The organism is Halomonas garicola (assembly GCF_055382465.1).
Window position 1 is genome coordinate 2005071 of sequence record NZ_AP043931.1, and the last position, 19416, is coordinate 2024486.

At 65.1% G+C, this 19416-nt stretch carries 16 protein-coding genes; 12 read left to right on the forward strand and 4 right to left on the reverse strand.

Translation table 11 applies throughout. The features are described 5' to 3' along the window. The first annotated feature begins 36 nt into the window (after window positions 1-36). Entirely contained in the window at window positions 37-786 is a 750-nt protein-coding gene (locus ACZ46Y_RS09710) for an IS5 family transposase (RefSeq protein WP_464380033.1), read from the forward strand. 264 nt (window positions 787-1050) lie between these two features. Further along, window positions 1051-1902 carry an SIMPL domain-containing protein gene (locus ACZ46Y_RS09715; protein ID WP_311955162.1) on the forward strand — a complete coding sequence of 284 codons (852 nt, stop codon included), beginning with the start codon at window positions 1051-1053 and terminating at the stop codon, window positions 1900-1902. On the opposite strand, the gene serS is transcribed toward ACZ46Y_RS09715, so the two are convergent. Continuing rightward, window positions 1899-3176, reverse strand: a complete 1278-nt coding sequence (gene serS, locus ACZ46Y_RS09720) for a serine--tRNA ligase (RefSeq protein WP_311955168.1) — start codon at window positions 3174-3176, stop codon at window positions 1899-1901. The genes ACZ46Y_RS09715 and serS overlap by 4 nt on opposite strands. 277 nt (window positions 3177-3453) lie before the next feature. Here serS and ACZ46Y_RS09725 point away from each other — a divergent pair, with 277 nt between their 5' ends. After that, entirely contained in the window at window positions 3454-4062 is a 609-nt protein-coding gene (locus ACZ46Y_RS09725; protein WP_311955171.1) for a DUF4202 domain-containing protein, read from the forward strand. Window positions 4063-4155: 93 nt separating this feature from the next. After that, on the forward strand, window positions 4156-7254 hold the full coding sequence (gene ydiJ / locus ACZ46Y_RS09730) for a D-2-hydroxyglutarate dehydrogenase YdiJ (protein ID WP_311955174.1): 3099 nt from the start codon (window positions 4156-4158) through the stop codon (window positions 7252-7254). A 10-nt stretch (window positions 7255-7264) separates the two neighbouring features. On the opposite strand, the gene trpC is transcribed toward ydiJ, so the two are convergent. From trpC to ACZ46Y_RS09745, 3 genes are read right to left on the reverse strand one after another with little or no spacing between them, the layout of a single operon-like run. Further along, window positions 7265-8068, reverse strand: a complete 804-nt coding sequence (gene trpC, locus ACZ46Y_RS09735; protein ID WP_311955176.1) for an indole-3-glycerol phosphate synthase TrpC — start codon at window positions 8066-8068, stop codon at window positions 7265-7267. Between the two features lie 24 nt (window positions 8069-8092). Beyond that, window positions 8093-9115: an anthranilate phosphoribosyltransferase gene (gene trpD / locus ACZ46Y_RS09740; RefSeq protein WP_311955181.1), complete on the reverse strand. Its 1023-nt coding sequence runs from the start codon at window positions 9113-9115 to the stop codon at window positions 8093-8095. A gap of 35 nt (window positions 9116-9150) precedes the next feature. After that, complete coding sequence (locus tag ACZ46Y_RS09745) at window positions 9151-9747, reverse strand: anthranilate synthase component II (RefSeq protein ID WP_311955184.1); 597 nt, start codon at window positions 9745-9747, stop codon at window positions 9151-9153. Window positions 9748-10070: 323 nt separating this feature from the next. Here ACZ46Y_RS09745 and ACZ46Y_RS09750 point away from each other — a divergent pair, with 323 nt between their 5' ends. From ACZ46Y_RS09750 to nuoI, 8 genes are all read left to right on the forward strand, one after another. Next, window positions 10071-10496 carry an NADH-quinone oxidoreductase subunit A gene (locus ACZ46Y_RS09750; protein WP_311955188.1) on the forward strand — a complete coding sequence of 142 codons (426 nt, stop codon included), beginning with the start codon at window positions 10071-10073 and terminating at the stop codon, window positions 10494-10496. A 95-nt stretch (window positions 10497-10591) separates the two neighbouring features. Continuing rightward, a complete protein-coding gene (locus tag ACZ46Y_RS09755; RefSeq protein ID WP_311955190.1) occupies window positions 10592-11272 on the forward strand; it encodes an NADH-quinone oxidoreductase subunit B in 681 nt (226 codons plus the stop codon). Window positions 11273-11322: 50 nt separating this feature from the next. Beyond that, window positions 11323-13074 (forward strand): NADH-quinone oxidoreductase subunit C/D, encoded by a 1752-nt coding sequence (gene nuoC / locus ACZ46Y_RS09760; protein WP_311955192.1) that lies wholly within the window; start codon window positions 11323-11325, stop codon window positions 13072-13074. 17 nt (window positions 13075-13091) lie between these two features. Further along, window positions 13092-13622 (forward strand): NADH-quinone oxidoreductase subunit NuoE, encoded by a 531-nt coding sequence (nuoE, locus tag ACZ46Y_RS09765; RefSeq protein ID WP_311955194.1) that lies wholly within the window; start codon window positions 13092-13094, stop codon window positions 13620-13622. Beyond that, the gene (locus ACZ46Y_RS09770) at window positions 13619-15016 is read left to right on the forward strand and encodes an NADH-ubiquinone oxidoreductase-F iron-sulfur binding region domain-containing protein (RefSeq protein ID WP_311955197.1); all 1398 of its coding nucleotides are present in this window, start codon (window positions 13619-13621) and stop codon (window positions 15014-15016) included. Before nuoE ends, ACZ46Y_RS09770 begins: the two co-directional genes overlap by 4 nt. Next, window positions 15016-17787 (forward strand): NADH-quinone oxidoreductase subunit NuoG, encoded by a 2772-nt coding sequence (gene nuoG, locus ACZ46Y_RS09775; protein ID WP_311955201.1) that lies wholly within the window; start codon window positions 15016-15018, stop codon window positions 17785-17787. The genes ACZ46Y_RS09770 and nuoG overlap by 1 nt, the downstream gene beginning before the upstream one ends. Beyond that, window positions 17787-18797, forward strand: coding sequence for an NADH-quinone oxidoreductase subunit NuoH (gene nuoH, locus ACZ46Y_RS09780; RefSeq protein WP_311955203.1), 1011 nt, complete (start codon window positions 17787-17789; stop codon window positions 18795-18797). The genes nuoG and nuoH overlap by 1 nt, the downstream gene beginning before the upstream one ends. 79 nt (window positions 18798-18876) lie before the next feature. Continuing rightward, window positions 18877-19416, forward strand: coding sequence for an NADH-quinone oxidoreductase subunit NuoI (nuoI, locus tag ACZ46Y_RS09785; RefSeq protein ID WP_311955205.1), 540 nt, complete (start codon window positions 18877-18879; stop codon window positions 19414-19416).

Genomic DNA, 19416 nt, shown 5'->3' on the forward strand with positions numbered 1-19416 from the left:
ATAAAGGTTCCTACGCCAACAAACTGCAAGCCTGCCATGCCCCGACAAATGCTCACGGATGAACACTGGTCGAAGCTGAAACTTATCCTGCTTCAACAAGGTATTTATGACAAGGCCGACTTGCGTACCACGGTGGAAGGCATCCTTTATCGGATGCGCACTGGCTGCCCGTGGCGAGACCTACCAGAGGTGTTTGGCCTTTGGAACACGGTCTACAAGCGTTTCAACGCCTGGTCAGCGAGTGGAAAGCTGATGAGGATTTTCAGCTCTCTGGTGGAAGATCCTGATGTTGAGTGGCTGTTCATTGATGGCTCCTACGTCAAGGCTCACCAAGACAGCACTGGAGCTGCCACGGAAGACGCAGAAGCCATTGGCAAAAGTCGTGCAGGCAATACCAGCAAGATCCACTTGGCCGTGGATGCTTATGGGTTGCCGATCGCCTTCAGAATAACCGGGGGTGAAGTGCACGACAGCACGGAAGCCCAGGCATTGATTGACGGTTTGCCGGCAGGTGACGCGCTGGTGGCTGACAAAGGCTATGACAGTGAACGTATCCGTGAGCAGGTCGAAGCCAAAGGAATGGCTGCCGTCATTCCACGCAGGCGTAACTCGAAAAAAGGAAATGCCAATCTGGACAGAGGGTTATATCGCTACCGGCATCTGGTTGAGAATGCCTTTGCTCGATTGAAACCGTATCGCGCCATTGCGACGCGCTACGATAAGCTCAAACGAAATTACGAAAGCATGGTGGCCTTGGCATGCGGCTTTTTATGGCTACCAATGTGAAACGTCAACAGGCCCTAGCGTTACCGGCCGATAGTGGCGTTATTTTTCCGCCACGCAAAACGCCGGGGCCGTTAAGTCTTCAGCGGCTAGGCCCACAGCATGCCTCAAGCCGGCACGGAAAATTTGAAACCATCGTGCAAGCCAGCGTGCAAACGCTGCCGCGCGCTTCCGACGGCTGCCATACTCAAGCGGGCGGCACCCGCGACGGCGGCGCCGCCCGTCAACGCCTTCCCACGATTCAACACCACAAAAGGCAGGTATTCCATGCGACATCTTCCACTTATCCACCGCCGTCATGGCGGCAGAAGCGGCCGTATTGCGCTGCTGCTCTCGCTGGCGCTCGGCGCCTTCACCGCCGCGTCCCCTTCGCTGGCCGATAACGAGCGTACGCCGAGCCTTCAGGTGCAGGCACAGTCCACCGTCGAGGTGACGCCCGATCGCGCCACCGTCCGCGCCCGGCTGTGGGAAGACACCCCCGCCGTCAACCTCGCTGATGAGCAGCAGCGCCAGCAGCACCAAAAGGCCCGCCGGGAGGCGCGAGACGCCCTGGAAAAGCGCGCCGCTAGCCTGATCGACGCGCTTGAAGACGACACCGGCATCGAACGCGACGCCATCAGCGCCGGCTCGCTAGGCGTGCACCCGCGGCGCGATGAAACTCCCGGTTCCGGGCAGGACGATGACCGCCAGCCTCTGACGCGCACGCGGCTGGAGCGCCCGATCACCGTTCAGCTCGACGACCTGGACCGGCTCGAGGACGTACTCGGCACGCTGATGGCGGCCGACGTCAACCGCCTCGACGGCGTAACCTTTGACCTCAAGGACCGCCAAGGCGCAACCGACAGGGCGCTGACGCAGGCGCTGGAAAAGGCCCGCCGCAAGGCCGGCCTGATGGCAGAGAGCCTAGACGTCGAGCTCGGCCGCGTGCAGCGCGTGGAAGAAACCCGCTCGCCGGGCTTTTCTCCGCGCATGATGAGCATAAGCGCCGACTCGCGTGGCAATACCGAAGCCTCGGCGCCGGCTACGGAATACCGCCCCGGCACCATCGACGTCGAGGCCGGCGTCAACGTCGAGTGGGCGCTTGAAGACAGCGATAGCGAAAGGGATAGCGACGCTTAAAGGCGAATGGTCTCCACGCCGCCCATATAGGGGCGCAGCGGCTCGGGAACGGTGACCGTGCCGTCTGCCTGCTGGTGGTTTTCCAGCACCGCCAGCAGGCAGCGCCCCACCGCCAGGCCGGAGCCGTTCAGCGTATGGACCAGCCGGGGCTTTTTCGCCTCGGGACGGCGATAGCGCGCCCGCATCCGCCGGGCCTGGAAATCCTCGCAGTTGGAAATCGAGGAAATCTCGCGGTAGGTCTCCTGGCTTGGCAACCACACTTCCAGATCGTAGGTCTTGGCGGCGCCAAAGCCCATGTCGCCGGTACACAGCGTCACCGCGCGGTACGGCAACTCCAGCGCCTGCAAAATCGCCTCGGCGTGGCCGCGCATGTCCTCGAGCGCCGCGTAGCTGTGCTCGGGCTCCACCACCTGCACCATTTCCACCTTGTCGAACTGGTGCTGGCGGATCATCCCCCGGGTATCCCGCCCGTGAGACCCCGCTTCGCTGCGAAAGCACGGCGTATGGGCGGTGAGCTTCAGCGGCAGCGCCTCGGCCTCGACGATTTCGTCGCGCACGAAGTTCGCCAGCGGCACCTCCGAGGTCGGGATCAGATGATACTCGCGCTCGTCGTCCAGGCGGAACAAGTCCTCGCCGAACTTGGGCAGCTGCCCGGTCCCGATCAGCGAGTCGCGGTTGACGATATAGGGCACGTAGCACTCTTCGTAGCCGTGCTGCTCGGTCTGGGTATCCAGCATGAACTGCGCCAGCGCCCGGTGCAGCTTGGCCACCGGGCCGCGCATCACGGCAAAGCGCGCGCCGGTGAGCTTGGACGCCAGGTCAAAATCGAGATAGCCGGACTTCTTGCCCAGATCCACGTGGTCAAGCACCGCGAAATCAAACTCGCGCGGCGCCCCCCAGCGGTGCAGCTCGACGTTATCGTCTTCGTTCCGGCCTTCGGGTACGCTTTCATGGGGCAGGTTGGGAATCCCGCTGACGGCGTGCTCCCACTCTTCCTGAACCTCGGCGTGGGCCTGCTTGGCTTCGTCCAGCCGATCGCCCAGATCGCTCACTTCATCCAGCAGCGGCTGAATGTCCTCCCCGCTGGCCTTGGCATTGCCGATCGCCTTGGAGCGCGTGTTGCGCTCGTTTTGCAGCTGTTCGGTCCGGGTCTGCAGCTCCCGACGGCGCGACTCAAGCGCAGCAAGCCCTTCCGTATCCAGGGTATAGCCGCGGCGAGCCAGCTGCCGGGCCACCGCCTCCAGATCTCCGCGCAGCAGTTTCGGGTCGAGCATGAGTCATCCTCCGGGCTGAAATCAGAAAGACACGCAGCGCCAAACGCCCGTGACAAAGGCCGTCATTGTAGGCAAAAGCCCGCCGTGGAGCTATGGTTGGACCTTGATACTCAGGCAATCGCAGCTGGCTATGTCCAGAAGAGCCGGGGACAGGTCAAAGAGGGGGTTCTACGCCATGGATGGCGTAGGTAGCGAGTCCCCTCGCAGACCTGTTGACGGCTCAGCCTGGTTGACTGAGGCTAAGATGCCTTCTTATCTCTTCCGACAGCGAGCCGTCATGACCCGCGCTTTCACTACCACGCCCTTCATCACCGTGTTTGACGCCCTGGACGACCTTCACCGCGGCGACCCGCGCATCGTCGAGGTGGACGGCGAAGCCGAACCCAGAGAGCTGGTTTACGCCCGGCGCATGAGCGCCTGGCTTGAGCACATTGACAGCGAGCCAAGCGACATCCTGCGCCTGGCCGTGCGCGCCCAGCACCTTGAGCGCTGGCAACTGCCCCGCGCCGACTACACCGAAGGTCGCGTGGGTTACCTGACCTGGCGCCGCGACCAGAGCCGCCGGGCCGGCGAAACGACGGCCAGGCTGATGCGCGAAGCCGGCTACGCCGAGGCCGACGCCGAACGCGCCGCCAGAATCATCCGCAAACAGGACCTTAAGCGCGACGCCGAGGTGCAGACGCTCGAAGACTGCGCCTGCCTGGTCTTTCTGGAAAACTACTTTGCCGACTTCTCGCGCACCATCGAGCGCGATCATCTGATCCGCATCGTGCAGAAAACCTGGCGCAAGATGTCACCCGGGGCGCGGGAGCTCGCGCTAGCCCTGCCCATGTCCGAGACCTCTGCGGCTATCGTTCAGGAGGCCCTGGCGGACGCGCCGGCCTGAAGCGGACCCCGTGTGCAGCCCGGGAGCGGCTGCGTTAAACTGGATACCTCCCTTTGATCTCCGGCTTTCCGGCTGTGACGGCGCTGATATTCCATGATTGCATCCCTGACTCGGCAGACTATCCCCCTTGAGCGCGCAAGCGCCGACTACGTGCGCTTTCTCGAAGCGCTCAAGGCCACCGGCTTTGACGGCGAGATCGCCCCGGACTACGCCAACCGCACCGTCGCGGCCACGGACAACTCCATCTACCAGCGCCTGCCCCAGGCCGTGCTCTACCCCCGCCACCGCGAGGACCTTGAGCGCATCGCCAAGCTCGCCGGCGAGGTGCCCAACCGCGATATCGTCCTCGCCCCCCGGGGCGGCGGCACCGGCACCAACGGCCAGTCGCTCACCGACGGCCTGGTAGTGGACGTCTCCCGACACATGAACCGCATTCTCGAGATCGACGTGGAAAACCGCCGGGTGCGGGTGCAGGCCGGCGTGGTCAAGGATCAGCTCAACGCCGCGCTCAAGCCCTACGGGCTGTTCTTTGCTCCGGACCTGTCCACCTCCAACCGCGCCACCGTCGGCGGGATGATCGCCACCGACGCCAGCGGCCAGGGCAGCTGCGAATACGGCAAGACCCGGGACCACGTGCTCGAGCTCGACAGCGTGCTGCTGGGCGGCAAGCGCCTGATAAGCCACGCCCTCGACCCGGACGAGGAGCGCGACACCAGCGCCCAAAGCGGCATAATCGGCGATATTCACCGCACCGCCGCCGACATCATCGACCGCAAGGCCGACCTCATCGCGGAAACCTTTCCGCCGCTCAACCGCTGCCTCACCGGCTACGACCTGGCCCACCTGCGCGACGCCAAGCAGCGCCTGGATATCAACAGCCTGCTGTGCGGCGCGGAAGGCTCGCTGGGGCTGTTAAGCGAGGCGACACTCAACGTGCTGCCTATTCCTGAGTATTCGACGCTGGTCAACGTGCGCTACGCCGGCTTCATGGACGCCCTCAGGGATGCCAAGGCGCTGATGGGCAGGGCCCAGCCAACGTCCATTGAAACCATCGACGACAGCGTGCTGCTGCTGGCCATGGACGATTTCGTCTGGGACGGCGTGGCCGAGTTTTTCCCCCAGGGCGACACGCCCATTCGCGGCATCAACCTGGTGGAACTCAACGACAACGACCCGGATAGGCTTGCCCAGCGCGTGGCGGCCTTTACCCGCCACCTGGCCGACGATGACAGCGTCTCGCGGCTGGGCTATACCCTAGCCGAAGGCCGCGGCGCGATCCAGAAAGTCTACGCCATGCGCAAGCGCGCGGTGGGGCTTCTGGGCAACGTCCAGGGGGAAAAGCGCCCGATCCCGTTCGTCGAAGACACCGCCGTGCCGCCGGAGCACCTGGCCGACTACATCGCCGACTTTCGCGCCGTCCTCGACCGCCACGGGCTGAAATATGGCATGTTCGGCCACGTCGACGCCGGCGTGCTCCACGTGCGCCCGGCCATCGACATGAAGGACCCCGAGCAGGCGCGGCTGATCCGCGAGATTTCCGACGAGGTCGCCGAGCTGACCCAGCGCTACCACGGCCTTTTGTGGGGCGAACACGGCAAGGGCATCCGCTCGGAGTACGCGCCCAAATTCTTCGGCGAGCTCTACCCCAGCCTGCAGCGGGTCAAGGCGGCCTTTGACCCGCACAACCAGCTGAACCCGGGCAAGATCGCCTCGCCGCGCCACGAAGGCGGGCTGATCGCCCGGGAGAGCGATCCGGCGCTTTTGACCATCGACGGCGTGACCACCCGGGGCGAGCTCGACCGCACCATCGACGAGCGCGCCTGGCAGTCCTATGACGCGGCGGTGTACTGCAACGGCAACGGCGCCTGCTACAACTACGACGTCGACGACCCCATGTGCCCGTCGTGGAAGGCCACCCGCCAGCGCATTCACTCGCCCAAGGGCCGCGCCAGCCTGATCCGCGAATGGCTGCGGCTGCAAAACGCCGCCGGCGTGGACGTGGTGGAAGAATCGCACAAGAAAAAGACCGAAGGCGTGGGTGGCTTTATCGCCCACCTGCCGCTGCGCACCTACAACACCTTGAACCGCCGCGGCCGCGACGACTACTCCCACGAGGTGTACGAGGCCATGGCGGGCTGTTTGGCGTGCAAGTCCTGCGCCAGCCAGTGCCCGGTGAAGGTCAACGTGCCGCAGTTTCGCTCGCAGTTCCTCGAGGTTTATCACGGCCGCTACCTGCGTCCGCTCCGGGACTACCTGGTCGGCACCACCGAGTTCATGCTGCCCACGCTTGCCAAGGCGGCGCCGCTGTATAACGCCCTGATCACCGGCCGCCTGGTGGACGGTCTGATGCGCCGGGGGCTCGGCATGAGCGACTCGCCGACACTATCCCGGGCCAGCCTGAAAAAGCAGCTCAGGGCCTGGGGCGTGAGCGCCGCCACGCCTACCGCCCTTGGCCTGCTCACCGAGCAGCAGCGCGCCAACAGCGTGATTATCGTCCAGGACGCCTTCACCACCCACTTTGAAGCGCAACTGGTCATGGACGTGGTCGAGCTTCTATCCCGGCTCAACCTGCGGGTGTTCGTCATGCCCTACGCCGCCAACGGCAAGCCGCTCAACGTCCAGGGCTTTCTCGGCGCGTTTGAACGCACCGCGGAAAAGCAGGCGCGGCGCCTGCGCACCCTGGCCGACTTCGGCGTGCCGCTGATCGGCATCGACCCGGCGATGACGCTCTGCTACCGCCAGGAATACGTCAAGGCGCTGGGCGAAGATGCCGTGCCGCCGGTAGCGCTGCTCCAGGAATGGCTGGTCACCCGGCTGAACACGCTCCCGGTAGCGCCGCTGGACGGGCCCGAGGACGGCTACCGGCTGCTTTCCCACTGCACCGAACAGACCAGCGAGCCCCAGGCCCCCAAAGCCTGGCAGCAGGTGTTCGCCGCCTTCGGCCTGGAGCTTGAGACGCTTGCCAGCGGCTGCTGCGGCATGTCCGGCACCTACGGCCACGAAACCCGCAACGTCGAGACGTCGAAAACCGTCTACGCCCAGTCCTGGCAGCCCATGGTCGAGGCCGAAGAAAGCCCAGGTCGTCTGCTCGCCACCGGCTACTCCTGCCGCAGCCAGGCCAGCCGCTTCTCAAGCGCCACCCTGCCCCATCCGCTGCAGGCGCTGCTCACGGCGATGAAGCGTACGGGCTAGCCCACTTACCTCAGAAAAACATCGCCTGGAGCGCCTCCCCCGGGCTCTCCTTGCGCATAAAGGCCTCACCTACTAGAAAGCCGTTGACGCCGCTGTCGCGCATTTTGGCGACGTCTTCGCGGGTGTGGATGCCGGATTCGGTAATCACCGTGACGCCCTCGGGCACTTTCTTGAGCAGGTCGAGGGTAGTGTCGAGCGTGGTGTCGAAGGTGTGCAGGTTGCGGTTGTTGATGCCCACAAGCTCGAGATCGAGCCTGAGCGCGCGCTCCAGCTCCTCGGCATCGTGGACTTCAACCAGCACGTCCATGCCCAGCGCATGAGCCTGCTGGTTCAGCTCGGCGAGTCGGTCGTCGTCGAGCGCGGCGACGATCAGCAGAATGCAGTCCGCGCCGATGGCCCGGGCCTCGGTGACCTGGTAGCCGTGGGTGATGAAGTCCTTGCGGATCACCGGCAGCGAGCAGGCGTCCCGGGCGGCAATGAGAAAATCCTCGTGACCCTGGAAGAAGTCCGCGTCGGTAAGCACCGACAGGCAGGCCGCGCCGCCGTCGGCGTAGCTTTGGGCAATCTCGGCAGGCGCGAAGTCCTCGCGGATGACGCCCTTGGACGGCGAGGCTTTTTTGATCTCGGCGATCACCGCCGCCTCCCCCGCCGCCATGCGCTCGTTCAGCGCGCGAATAAAGCCGCGCGGGGCGCTTTGCTTGTCGGCCAGCGCCAGCAGGTCGGCCTCGGAAACCGCTTGGCGGCGCTGCGTTACTTCCTCATCCTTGCGCGCCAGAATGCGGGTTAACACGGTCGGCGTAGCCTGATCGCTCATAGATATCATCTCACTGCGGTTGCGTTAGGGTTTGAACTGGGCGGTGAAGCGCGAAAGCTCGCGCATTTTTTCCAGCGGCAGCCTGTCCCGCTGGGCGCCGCGCGCCAGGCGCACGCCCTCTTTCAGCGTGTCGGCCACGCCGGCGCAGTAAAGCGCCGCGCCGGCGTTGAGCGAGACGATATCTGCCGGGGCGCCTTCGCCGCTCAGCGCGGCCTTTACCTGGCGCAGGCTGTCTTCCACGCCGTCGGCTTTCAGCGATTCAAGGCTTTGGCGCTCGATGCCCAGCTCTTCCGGGGTAATGCGGTATTCGGTGATGTCGCCGTCTTTTAATTCGGCTACCTGCGTCGGGGCCGCCAGCGAAATTTCGTCCAGCCCGTCGTCGGAGTGGACCACCATGACGCGGCGGCTGCCGAGCTTTTGCAGCACCTCAGCCAAAAGCGGCACCAGGGCCGGGTCGTACACGCCCAAAAGCTGGTTGGGCGCGCCGGCGGGGTTGGTCAGCGGGCCGAGAATGTTGAACAGCGTGCGCACGCCCATGTCGCGGCGCGGCACTACGGCGTGGCGCATGGCCGGGTGGTGGTTGGGGGCGAACATGAAGCCCACGCCGACCTCTTCGATGCAGCGAGCCACCTGCCCGGCTTCCAGATTGAGAAAGATCCCCGCCACGTCGAACAGATCCGCACTGCCGGACGACGATGACACGCTGCGCCCGCCGTGCTTGGCCACGCGAGCGCCGGCCGCGGCGGCGACGAAGCTCGAGGCGGTGGAAACGTTGAACAGGTTGGCGCCGTCGCCGCCGGTGCCGACGATATCCACCACGCCGCCCTGCACCTCGGGCGTGACGCGGTTCATCAGCTCGCGCATGACCTGGGCGGCGGCGCCAATCTCGGTGGCCGTTTCGCCCTTCATGGCGAGCCCCATGAGCAGCGCGCCGACCTGGGCGTCGCTGGCGTCCCCGGTCATGATCTGGCGCATGAGCGCGTGCATCTGGTCAAACGACAGGTTCTCGCGGCGCATCACCGCATTGATTGCGTCTCGCATCTGCATGAAAAAGGTGGGCCTCGTGCTCGTGATGCGCCGGTTCAAGCGCGTTGCAAAAAATTCGCCAAAAGCGCGTGGCCCTGGCGGGTCAAAATCGACTCGGGATGAAACTGCACCCCTTCAATGTCCAGCTCGCGGTGGCGAAGCCCCATGATCAGCCCCGGCGTAACGTCGTCCTCCGGCGTCCAGGCGGTGATCTCCAGGCACTCGGGCAGGCTGGCTTTATCCACCACCAGCGAATGGTAGCGGGTCACTTCCAGCGGGTTGTCAAGCCCGGTAAATACGCCATGGCCAAGATGCTCAACGGCCGAGGTCTTGCCGTGCATCACTGCCGGGGCGCGAATCACGCGGCCGCCGTAGGCCTGGCCGATCGCCTGGTGGCCCAGGCACACCCCCAGAATCGGCAGCTGGCCGGCAAAGTGGCGAACGGCGTCCAGAGATATCCCCGCCTCGTCGGGCGTACAGGGGCCCGGGGAGATGACCAGGTGGCTTGGCGCCAGAGCGTCGATGTCGGCGATGGCGATCTCGTCGTTGCGGTAAGTCAACACTTCGGCCCCCAGCTCCGCCAGATACTGGACGATGTTGTAGGTGAAGCTGTCGTAGTTATCGATCATGACGATCTTTGCCGCTTTGGCCATCAAAACATCCTGTGGTTTGCCGGGTCATTCAGGCGTTTGCCGATCAACCCGACGGCCTGCTTGCTACCGGCCGGGCAGTTTCTCCGAGTGTAACGCAACCCGCCGCCAGGGTGCACGGTGCCGGCCATCCGAGAGGTGCTCACACCGCCCGGGCTTTTTAGCGCTCCTTGAACTACCTCCCGCTTTAATGCTTAGCTAGACGCTTGAAGACAGCGTCACACCGGCTTGCAACGCTTACTCCCCGCCAGAGCACGGGGCGCGTATAAAAACAGCTCACGCGTCGCCGGATAGCGCTTTCCCAGACACCGTAACGGGTACGCCTTATGCCACTCGACAGTGCCAACGAGTTGATCGCCGAGTACTGGGCCATCGGGCTTTTCGTCCTGGCCGTGTTTCTGCTGTGCGCGTTCATGATCGGCGCCTCGGCGCTGCTCGGCGGGCGCAGCCAGGGGCGCAGCAAGACCATTCCGTTTGAAAGCGGTGTCCTTGGCGCCGGCGACGCCCGGCAGCGCTTTTCCATCCAGTTTTATCTGGTGGCGATGCTGTTCGTCATCTTCGATATTGAAGCCGTTTTCCTGTTTGCCTGGGCCGTCTCGGTACGCGAATCGGGCTGGCCGGGCTTCTGGGGCGCAGCCGTTTTCATTGGCATCCTGCTTGCCGGGCTCATCTACGACTATCGCTCCGGCGCACTCGACTGGGCGCCTGGCGGCAGCGAACGGATGCACCGGGGAAGCGCGCGGCGCGGCTGAATCGACGCGCGATTCAGCGCCTGCCAGCACGAAGCAAGTACCAGGGCCGAGGCGTTTCCGGCCGGCACTCAACGATTTCAGTCGGGAGGCATAACATGGCATATACCCTGACCCGGGCCGACGACGCAATGGCGCAGCAGAGCGACCGCTATCCGCTGGGCGAGCGTCAGCGCGTCGACGATCCGATGAAGCAGCAGGTACACCGCAGCGTGTTCACCGGCAAGCTGGAAGAGGTGCTCAACTCGGCGGTGAACTGGGGGCGCAAGAACTCCCTCTGGCCCTACAACTTCGGGCTGTCCTGCTGCTATGTGGAAATGACCACGGCGTTTACCGCCCCCCACGACGTCGCGCGCTTCGGCGCCGAGGTGCTCCGCGCCTCTCCGCGCCAGGCGGACTTCATGGTGATCTCCGGCACCTGCTTTGTGAAAATGGCGCCGGTCATCCAGCAGCTCTACGACCAGATGCTGGAGCCCAAGTGGGTGATCTCCATGGGCTCCTGCTCCAACTCCGGCGGCATGTACGATATTTATTCCGTGGTTCAGGGGGTGGATAAATTCCTCCCCGTGGACGTGTACGTGCCCGGCTGCCCGCCCCGCCCGGAGGCCTTTTTGCAGGGGCTGCAGCTGCTTCAGGACTCCATCCAGGAAGAGCGCCGTCCGCTTTCCTGGGTCGTCGGTGACCAGGGCGTTTACCGCGCGGAAATGCCGTCTCAGCGGGAGAAGCACCGCGATCAGCGGATTCAAGCCACTGAACTGCGCACGCCGGACAGCGTATAGCGCCCCAAGCCAGGCGGAACCGCCTTTAGCCAAGGAGAACCTGCACCACCATGAGCACAGATGCCTCCGCCGCGATTGTCCATACGCTACGCGAACGCTTTGGCGACAAGCTTCACTGCGAGCAGCCCACGCTGACCGGCATGCCGGTGGTCTGGGTGCGCCGCGACGCCATTGTCGAGGTGCTCGACGCCCTGCGCCGGCTGCCCGAGCCGTTCGAGATGCTCTACGATCTCACCGCCGTGGACGAGCGCATGCGCGGCCACCGCGACGGCCTGCCCGCCGCGGACTATACCGTGGCCTACCAGCTGCTGTCGGTCTCCGGCAACCGCGACATCATGCTCAAGGTGGCGCTCGACGAGCGCGATCTCTCTCTGCCCACGGTGATTGCGGTTTACCCCAACGCCGACTGGTACGAGCGCGAGGTCTGGGACATGTTCGGCATCGAGTTTGCCGGCCACCCCAACCTGCGGCGCATTCTCATGCCGCCGACCTGGAACGGCCACCCGCTGCGCAAGGACCACCACGCCCGGGCCACCGAGTTTGACCCCTACACCCTGACCGTTGAGGGTCAGGACAAGGAACAGGGCGCGCTTCGCTTCGTCCCCGAAGAGTGGGGCATGCAGCGCGAGCGCGACGGCGCCGAGTTCATGTTTTTGAACCTGGGGCCCAACCACCCGTCCGCCCACGGCGCGTTTCGCATCGTGCTGCAGCTCGACGGCGAAGAGATCATCGACTGCGTGCCGGATATCGGCTACCACCACCGCGGCGCGGAAAAGATGGGCGAGCGCCAGTCCTGGCACAGCTTCATCCCCTACACCGACCGCATCGACTACGTCGGCGGGGTGATGAATAACCTGCCCTACGTGCTGGCGGTAGAAAAGCTCGCCGGCATCCAGGTCACCGACCGCGCCGCCACGGTGCGGGTGATGATGTCGGAACTTTTCCGCATTACCAGCCACCTGCTGTTTCTGGGCACCTATCTGCAGGACCTGGGCGCCATGTCGCCGGTATTTTTCACCTTTACCGACCGCCAGAAGGCCTACCACGTCATCGAGGCGATCACCGGCTTTCGCATGCACCCGGCGTGGTTTCGCATCGGCGGGCTGATGCAGGATTTACCCCAGGGCTGGGACCGGCTGATGCAGGAATTCGTCGACTGGATGCCGGCGCGGCTGAGGGAATACGAGCGCGCCATGATGGAAAACTCGGTGGTGCGCGACCGGACCCGTCACGTCGCCGCCTTTGACACCGCCAACGCCCTGGCCTGGGGCGTGACCGGCCCCAACCTGCGCGCTACCGGCTGCGATTTCGACCTGCGCAAAAAGCGCCCCTACTCCGGCTACGAGAATTTCGACTTCGAGGTGCCGCTGGGGCACAACGGCGACGCCTTCGACCGCGGCCAGCTGCGCATCGAAGAAATGCGCCAGAGCCTGCGCATCATCCAGCAGTGCATCAACCACATGCCCGCCGGCGACTTCAAGGCCGACCACCCCTTGACCACGCCGCCGCCCCGGGAGCGCATGCTCGAGCATATCGAGACCCTGATCACGCACTTTCTGCAGGTCTCCTGGGGGCCGGTGCTGCCCGCCAACGAGTCGCTGCAGATGGTCGAGGCGGCCAAGGGCATCAACAGCTACTACCTGACCAGCGACGGCAGCACCATGAGCTACCGCACGCGGATTCGTACGCCGAGCTTCCCGCACCTGCAGCAGATTCCGGCGCTGATGCGCGGCGGCTTCGTCCCGGACCTGATCGCGCATCTGGGCAGTATTGATTTCGTCATGGCCGACGTGGACCGTTAACCCGGGGAGTGTAAGCAATGTCTGACAGCTTTTATGACGCAACCGGCACCGCGGCTCCCATTGCTACCGATGGCGACGGCTTCGTGCTCCACGCCGACGACCGCCGCGCCATGCTCGACGAGCGCGCCCACTACGAGCAGCCCCAGGCGGCGTGCATCGAAGCGCTGAAGATCGTCCAGAAACGCCACGGCTGGGTGCCCGACGGCGCTATTGTCGCCGTGGCCGAGACGCTCGGCATAGGCTCCGGCGACGTGGAAGGCGTGGCCACTTTTTATAACCTGATTTTCCGCCAGCCGGTGGGCCGCCACGTGATTCTTGTCTGCGACAGCAGCTCGTGCTTTTTGACCGGCTATGACGAGCTAAGCGAAGCGCTGAGCCAGCGGCTGGGCATTGGCTTTGGCGAGACCACCAAGGACAACCGCTTCACCCTGCTGCCCACCTGCTGTTTGGGCGCCTGCGACCGCGGGCCGGCCATGATGATCGGTGACGACACCTTTGGCCCCATTGCGCCGAGTGATCTGAGCGAGCTTCTGGAGGCGTATCCATGACCGCAATTCCTGCGAACTCTCGGCTGCGCTATCACAGCCAGCTGCGCCAAAGCGCCGACGAGCGCCGCGAGGAGACGCATCCGCTGACCTGGCGGCTTCACGACGACGGCAGGCGCGTCGGGCTTGACGAGTACCGGCAGAAAAACGGCTACGTCGGCGCGAAAAAGGCGCTGGCCATGGACCCCGCCGACGTGATCGAGGCGATGAAAACCGCCAACGTCCGCGGGCGCGGCGGCGGCGGCTTCTCCGCCGGGGTCAAGTGGAGCCTGACTCAGGTGGGCGAGAATCTGCCGCGCGGCTACACGGTGTGCAACGCCGACGAAATGGAGCCGGGCACCTTCAAGGACCGCATGCTCATGGAGCAGCAGCCGCACCTGCTGATCGAAGGTATGATCATCGCCGGCCACGCCAACCGCTCGAAATACGGCTATATCTTCCTGCGCGGCGAATACGTCGAGGCCGCGCGCTCGCTTCAGCTTGCCATCGAGGAGGCGCGGGAGGCCGGCCTTTTGGGTGACAGCGTCGCCGGCACCGGCTTTGACTTCAACATCGCCCTGCACACCGGCGCCGGGCGCTATATCTGCGGTGAGGAAACCGCGCTGATTAACTCGCTCGAGGGCAAGCGCGCCAACCCCCGGGCCAAGCCGCCGTTTCCCGGCCAGTCCGGCGCCTGGGGCAAGCCCACCGTGGTCAACAACGTCGAAACCCTGTGCAACGCTCCGGCGGTCATGCAGCACGGCGCCGACTGGTACCAGGCGCTATCCGGCGATCTGAGCAACGACGGCGGCACCAAGCTTTACGGCGTTTCCGGGCTGGTCAACAAACCCGGCCTGTGGGAGCTGCCCATCGGCACCAGCGGCTGGGACATCATGGAGCGCGCCGGCGGCATGCGTGAAGGCCACACGCTGAAAACCTGGCTGCCCGGCGGCGGCAGTACCGGCTTTTTGCTCCCCGAGCACCTGGAACTGCCGCTGGACTTTGACACCGTCGGCCAGTACGGCAGCCGGCTGGGCACGGGACTTTTGACCGTGGTCAGCCAGCGCCAGAGCCTGGTGGCCCTGCTGCGCAACCTGGAGCAGTTCTTCGCCCGGGAGTCCTGCGGCTGGTGCACCCCCTGCCGGGACGGCCTGCACTGGACGGCGAAGATACTCCAGGCCATCGAGCACGGCGATGGCCGGCCCGGCGACATCGAGCTTCTGCAGGAGCACGCGCAAAACATCGGCCCGGGGCTGACCTTCTGCGCCCACGCGCCGGGGGCGGCGATGCCGCTGGAATCGGCGATCCGCCACTTCCGCGCCGACTTCGAAGCGGGCATTGTCAAGGAACAAGCCGAAGAGGTTACCGCCGCGGCTGACGGCGCGGGTACAGCGGCGGCCAATGAAGAGGTGAGCTGATGGCAACGATTCATGTGGACGGCAACGCCTACGAAGTAGACGGCAGCGATAACCTGCTGCACGCCTGCCTGTCGCTGGGCCTGGACATCCCCTACTTCTGCTGGCACCCGGCCATGGGCAGCGTAGGCGCCTGTCGCCAGTGCGCGGTCAAGCAGTACAAGGACGAAAACGATACCCAGGGCAAGATCGTGATGTCGTGCATGACGCCGGCCGCCGACAACAGCTGGCTTTCCATCGACGATGATGAAGCCCACGCGTTTCGTGCTCGTGTGACCGAATGGTTCATGACTTACCACCCCCACGACTGTCCGGTATGCGCCGAAGGCGGCCACTGCCACCTTCAGGACATGACGGTGATGACCGGCCACAGCCGGCGCCGCTACCGCTTTGCCAAGCGCACCCACCGCAACCAGTATCTGGGGCCCTTTGTCGCCCACGAGATGAACCGCTGCATCAACTGCTATCGCTGCGTGCGCTTTTACAACGACTACGCCGGCGGCACGGACCTTGGCGTGTTCGGCATGAACAACAACCTCTATTTCGGCCGCCACCAGGAAGGCGTGCTGGAAAGCCCCTTTGCCGGCAACCTCACCGAGGTGTGCCCCACCGGCGTGTTCACCGACAAGACCCACACCCGCCACTACACCCGCAAATGGGACCTGCAGTACGCCCCCAGCGTCTGCCACCAGTGCGCGGTCGGCTGCAACACAAGCCCCGGGGAGCGCTACGGCAGCGTCCGGCGTATCGAAAACCGCTACCACGGCGAGGTCAACGGCCACTTCCTCTGCGACCGCGGCCGCTTCGGCTACGACTACGTCAACCGCGACGATCGCCCGCGCCGGCCGGAATGGCACGATAACGACACCCACGTCACCGAGCTCGACGTGGACCCCGCCCTTGACCGCGGCGCCGACCTGCTGCGCCGGGCCGACCGCGTCATCGGCATCGGCTCGCCCCGGGCGAGCCTTGAGAGCAACCACCAGCTGCGCGCGCTGGTGGGCGAGAACAACTTTTCCACCGGCATCGCCGCCGCCGAACAGGCCTGCCTCGAGCGCATGGCCGCCATCGACGCCGAAGGCGCGCTTGCCACGCCCACGCCCCGGGACATCGAAAGCCACGACGCGGTGCTGGTGCTCGGCGAGGACCTGCTGAACAGCGCCGCCCGGCTGGGCCTCAACGTGCGCCAGGCGGTGCTGGGCATCCGCGAAGAGCTCGCCGAGGAGCGCGGCATCCCCCAGTGGCACGACGCCGCTGTCAGAACGCTGGCTCAGGACAGCCGCCATCCGCTCTACATCGCCTACCCCACCGCGACCGGCCTCGACGACATCAGCGCGGCCAGCCTGCGGCTGACGCCGGACGACATCGCCCGGCTGGGCTTTGCCGTGGCCCACGAGATCGACCCCGACGCGCCGGCGGTCAGCGACCTTGACGACGCCACCCGGGATCACGCCCGGAATATCGCCCGGGCGCTTCTCGCCGCCAAGCGCCCGCTGGTCATGAGCGGCGGCTCGCTTGAATCGCTTGCCATCCTCAACGCCACCGCCAGCGTCGCCCGGGCCCTGGGGCAGAAGACAGAGGGGCAGAAGACAGAGGGGCAGCGAAAAGGGCGGAAAAAAGCGCCGCAGGGCGGCCTGCTTCTGGTTCGCCGGGAAGCCAACAGCGCAGGGGTCGCGCTGATGGGCGGCAAGCCCCTGGAGCGCGCGCTCGAGCACGTCTCCCACGGCCACGCCGACACCCTCATCGTATTGGAAAACGACCTCTACGAGCGCATGCCGGACGCCCGGATAGACGAAGCCCTGACGGCGGCCGAGAGCCTGATCGTGCTCGACCACCAGCGCACCCAAACCTGGCAGCGCGCCACCCTGGGCCTGCCCGCGGCAAGCTTTGTCGAGGCCGACGGCACCGTGGTCAATCTCGAAGGCCGCGCCCAGCGGTTTTATCAGGTGTACGACCCGCGCCACATGCGCCCGGAATGCCGCATCCACGCCGGCTGGCGCTGGCTTGACGCCCTGCGCGCAAGCCTCGGGCGCAGCGTCAGCGAGCCCTTGACCTTTGACCAGGTGGTGAGCGACTGCGCTTTCGCGCACCCGACCCTTGCGGGCATGGAGGCGGCCGGCGGCCACGCCAAGCTTCCCGGCGCGCTCAAGCTTGCCCGGGCGCCCCATCGCTACAGCGGGCGCACTTCCCTGCGTGCTCACCTCAACGTCAGCGAGCCGCGCACCCCTCAGGATCCGGACACGCCCTTCGAGTTTTCCATGGAGGGCTACAGCGGCTTTGACCGCCCGCGCCAGAACGTGCCCTTTGCCTGGGCGCCGGGCTGGAACTCGCCCCAGGCGTGGAATAAGTTCACCGACAGCGTGGGCGGCCACCTTCAGGGCGGCGATCCGGGGATTCGCGTGGCCGGTGCGGAAGGCGCGCCGGAGGCGACCTACCCCGCCGCCGACGCTATTCCGGCGGCCTTTGCCCGCCGCGACGGCCAGTTTCAGCTGTGGGTTCTGCCGCGGCTGTTCGGCGGCGAGGCCACCTCGTCCCGCGCCGACGCCATCGCAGAGCGCACGGGAACGCCCTGCCTGCAGCTAAGCGAGGCCGACGCCCGAGCGCTTGACGCCGAAGACGGCGCCACGCTGACGCTGTGCGTTGGCGAGACGCACCTGCCCCTCGCCCTGCAGGTGGAGACCCATCTGCCCGACGGGCTGGTAACGCTACCCGCAGGGGTTATGCCCGGCGCGCCGAACGGCCACTGGGTCACCCTTGGCAAGGAGGAAGGCTGATGGACTGGGCAATGCTTGATGGCCTGCGCCCGGCGTGGCTGAGCCCGACGCTGCTGGCAACGGCTATTGCCATGATCGAAGCCGTGGCGATTCTGCTTGTCGCGGTGCTTATCGGCGCCATTCTTACCGTGGTCGAGCGCCGGATGCTGGGCCTGTGGCAGGACCGCTACGGGCCCAACCGGGTGGGACCGTTTGGCTCGCTCCAGCTGATCGCCGACATGCTCAAGATCTTTTTCAAGGAAGACTGGATTCCGCCCTTTGCCGACCGCACGATTTTCCTGCTGGCCCCGGCCATTGCCATGGCCTCGCTTTTGCTGTCGTTCGCGATTATTCCCATCACGCCGACGCTTGGGGTCGCGGACTGGAACATCGGCCTGCTGTTCTTTTTGGCCATGGGCGGCATCAACGTTTACTCGGTGCTGCTGGGCGGCTGGTCCAGCGGCAACAAATACGCGCTGATCGGCGCCATGCGCTCCTCGGCCCAGACGATCTCTTATGAAGTCTTCCTGGGGCTTTCGCTCATGGGCGTCGTGGCCACCGCGGGCTCGTTCAACCTGCGCGAAATCGTCAGCGCTCAGGAAGGCCTGTGGTTTGTCATTCCCCAGTTTCTGGGCTTTTGCAACTTTCTCATCGCCGGCTTTGCGGTCACCCACCGCCACCCTTTCGACCAACCCGAAGCCGAGCAGGAGCTGGCCGACGGCTACCACGTCGAGTATTCCAGCATGAAGTTCGGCATGTTCTTTATCGGCGAATACGTGGGCATGCTGCTGATTTCGGCGCTCACCGTAACGCTGTTCTTCGGCGGCTGGCACGGGCCGCTGCTGCCGCCGATTGTCTGGTTCATGCTCAAGACCGCGGTGTTTACGCTGCTGTTTATTCTGGTGCGGGCGTCGCTGCCCCGGCCGCGCTACGATCGCGTCATGACCTTTGGCTGGATCGTCTGTCTGCCGCTTACGCTGCTCAATCTGCTGGTCACGGGCGCCATTATTCTGCTCGCAGCGCCGGCGTGAGCCCGCGCTCAAAGAGACGCACTGAGTCCGCCATGCAGGCGTAAAACGTGGGTTACCAGGCGTCAACGGAGGAAACGTCATGTATAAAAAGCTTTTACAGGGCACCTGGTCCCAGCTGCGCAGCCTGGGAATCATCTTCATGCACGCGTTTCGCAAGCGCGAGACGCTCAACTATCCCGAAGAAAAGCCTTATCTTGCGCCGCGCTATCGCGGGCGCATCGTGCTCACTCGGGACCCCGACGGCGAGGAGCGCTGCGTGGCCTGCAACCTCTGCGCGGTGGCCTGCCCGGTGGACTGCATCGCGCTGCAAAAAGGGGAGATGGATGACGGCCGCTGGTACCCGGAATTTTTCCGCATCAACTTCTCGCGCTGCATCTTCTGCGGCATGTGCGAAGAGGCCTGCCCCACCTCGGCGATTCAGCTGACGCCGGACTTCGAGATGGCCGAGTATCGCCGCCAGGAGCTGGTCTACGAAAAAGAGGATCTGCTGATCAACGGCCCCGGCAAGGACCACGACTACCACTTTTATAAGGTAGCGGGCATGTCCATCGCCGGTAAGGACAAGGGCCAGGGCAAAGACGAAGCCGAACCCATCAACGTCACCACGCTGCTGCCCTGA